The organism is Paraburkholderia sp. Ac-20347 (assembly GCF_017104805.1).
Classification (GTDB): domain Bacteria; phylum Pseudomonadota; class Gammaproteobacteria; order Burkholderiales; family Burkholderiaceae; genus Paraburkholderia; species Paraburkholderia tropica.
Genome location: NZ_JAAGPN010000543.1, coordinates 1 through 1,879 on the forward strand (window position 1 = coordinate 1; position 1,879 = coordinate 1,879).

Here is a 1,879-nt window from a genome sequence, read left to right on the forward strand (position 1 = left end):
GCGCCGGTCGGGCCCAGCGCGCCTACGCGGCTCGCGATCAGCGCGGCGGCGCTCGTGTCGATTCCGTTCATGCGGAGCGTGGGGCCAGTTCAGTGGCCGGGTTCGGCTCCCGGTCCGGGGCGCCGACGTCGTCAGCCGGTTTCAGGGGACGTTCCAGAATGGGCGGCGACCGGCGCGCTGCGCCGTCAGGTCCGCCGCGGCCTGCGGCTAGCGCGCGCCGTACAGCTCCTGCAGAACCCGCGCGGGCTGCGCCGTGCCGTGAAAGAGCGCCGACAGGCGCGCCATGCACGGACTCGCGAGATCGCGGATCGCTGCGTCGTCGGCGAGGATCTGCCGGATCAGCTCGTATTTGCGCGCGCGCTCGGTGGTGCTGAGCCGGACGCCGAGATCGGCGTCCTTGAGCGCTTCGACGAGGTGGCGGTATTCCTCCTGGAGGCCGATCAGATCGTTCCAGTGTGCGCCGCGTGCCGCGCTGAGCATCTGCCCGGACACTGCCGCGATCGCTTCATAGTGGGCGAAGTAGTCTGCTTTCGAACTCATCTCGTCAATGAGCCGGACGAAGGCCCGGATGCCCGCTGCTGCTGGGCCATCTGTTCCACCTCCGGCGCAATCCCCAACCAGGCTTCCTCGAGCGTTGCCAGCAGGCCATCGACTTCGACCAGCATGGACTCGCTCTGTTGAATATTCGCTTCGAGCAAACGTCGCGTCATGTAGCTGTAGAGTGCATTCAGGCGCTGCGCGATTTCCCCGCCCGCCTCGACGTTCAACGCCAGCTGAAGCCCGCTTTCGACGATCCGGATGGCCTTGCCGATCGCCTCGCCACGCGGCCCCACGTTGCCCATCTGCAGATGCAGGCGGGCTTGCGCAATCGCCTTGCGCGCGCCTTCGTACAGGAGCGCGATCAGCTTGTGCGGACTGGCGCCCATAATCCCCGTTTCGACACCGACGCGTGCATAGGCGTTGGCTCCAGATTGGGCAGGGGAAAACATCGGCGCTTCTCCTTCGAACGTGCGGCTGTGGAATCGGTGCTTCCGGATCCGCGCCGCCCGTAGGCGCGCGAACCGGTTCTAGCCGTGTTATCGGAAAGTATGAGGAGAAGCTTTAATGGGCTGACAGTCGGAAGGGGTTCGCGCGTCCCGGTTTACACCTGAATCTGCATGATGTCGGTGTAGGCCGCGACGAGCTTGTTGCGCACCTGCAGGCCGAACTGGAAGCCGATATTGGCCTTCTGCATGTCGACCATGACATCGTTGAGCGAAACGTTGCTGGCCCCCAATTCGAACGCCTGCGACTCGCCGACCGCCTTCTGCTGATCGTCGCTGATCTTGTCGAGAGACGCCTTGAGCGCCGCGGCGAACTCGCCGCCGCTCGCCGCACCCGAGCCGGATTCAGCCGCCGTGGCGCTGCCCGCGGCCTGTGCGGCCATGGCCTGCATCTGCGCTAGCGCCGACGTGAGTGGGTTGACTGGCACCGTCATGTTTGCTCCACGATAAAGAGAGTTGCGCGGCGGCGGCGGCCCGCGCAACCCCGGTCCGGGTGCGCGGGGGGCGACGCCCCCGGACCCGGTCTGCATACGCAGGGTGCCGAGTCTGCGAGAAATATAGCAGTCGGACATTTTGAGCAGCCCCGAAACTAGGGGGAAAACCCGGCTCTATTCGCGCAATCGGCTTGCCACGGCTCTCGGATAATCCCTGTCGTGAAAGTCTCTGCCGCGCGCGCGCCGCAGGGACGTGCAAGTCTCCCGGAGAAACCCGTCGCATGGATTCGTCTGCCAACTCTTTGATCAACCCCGACGCCCGCATGGGCCTCGCCACCAGCGGCGCCGCCACAGGCGCCGGTGGCGCGGCATCCGGCGCCGCGGACGACCTGGGCGGCGGCT

Annotated in this window: 3 protein-coding genes; all 3 read right to left on the minus strand. The window is 66.4% G+C overall.

The window, feature by feature from the left end; translation table 11 throughout:
* Positions 1-207 precede the first annotated feature (207 nt).
* On the minus strand, positions 208-540 hold the full coding sequence (locus G3N97_RS38500; protein WP_205997956.1) for a flagellar protein FliT: 333 nt from the start codon (positions 538-540) through the stop codon (positions 208-210).
* The gene (gene fliS, locus G3N97_RS38505; protein ID WP_074982791.1) at positions 537-989 is read right to left on the minus strand and encodes a flagellar export chaperone FliS; all 453 of its coding nucleotides are present in this window, start codon (positions 987-989) and stop codon (positions 537-539) included. The genes G3N97_RS38500 and fliS overlap by 4 nt, the downstream gene beginning before the upstream one ends.
* A gap of 152 nt (positions 990-1,141) precedes the next feature.
* Positions 1,142-1,477: a flagellar hook-basal body complex protein FliE gene (fliE, locus tag G3N97_RS38510; protein WP_065065637.1), complete on the minus strand. Its 336-nt coding sequence runs from the start codon at positions 1,475-1,477 to the stop codon at positions 1,142-1,144.
* Positions 1,478-1,879 lie beyond the last annotated feature (402 nt).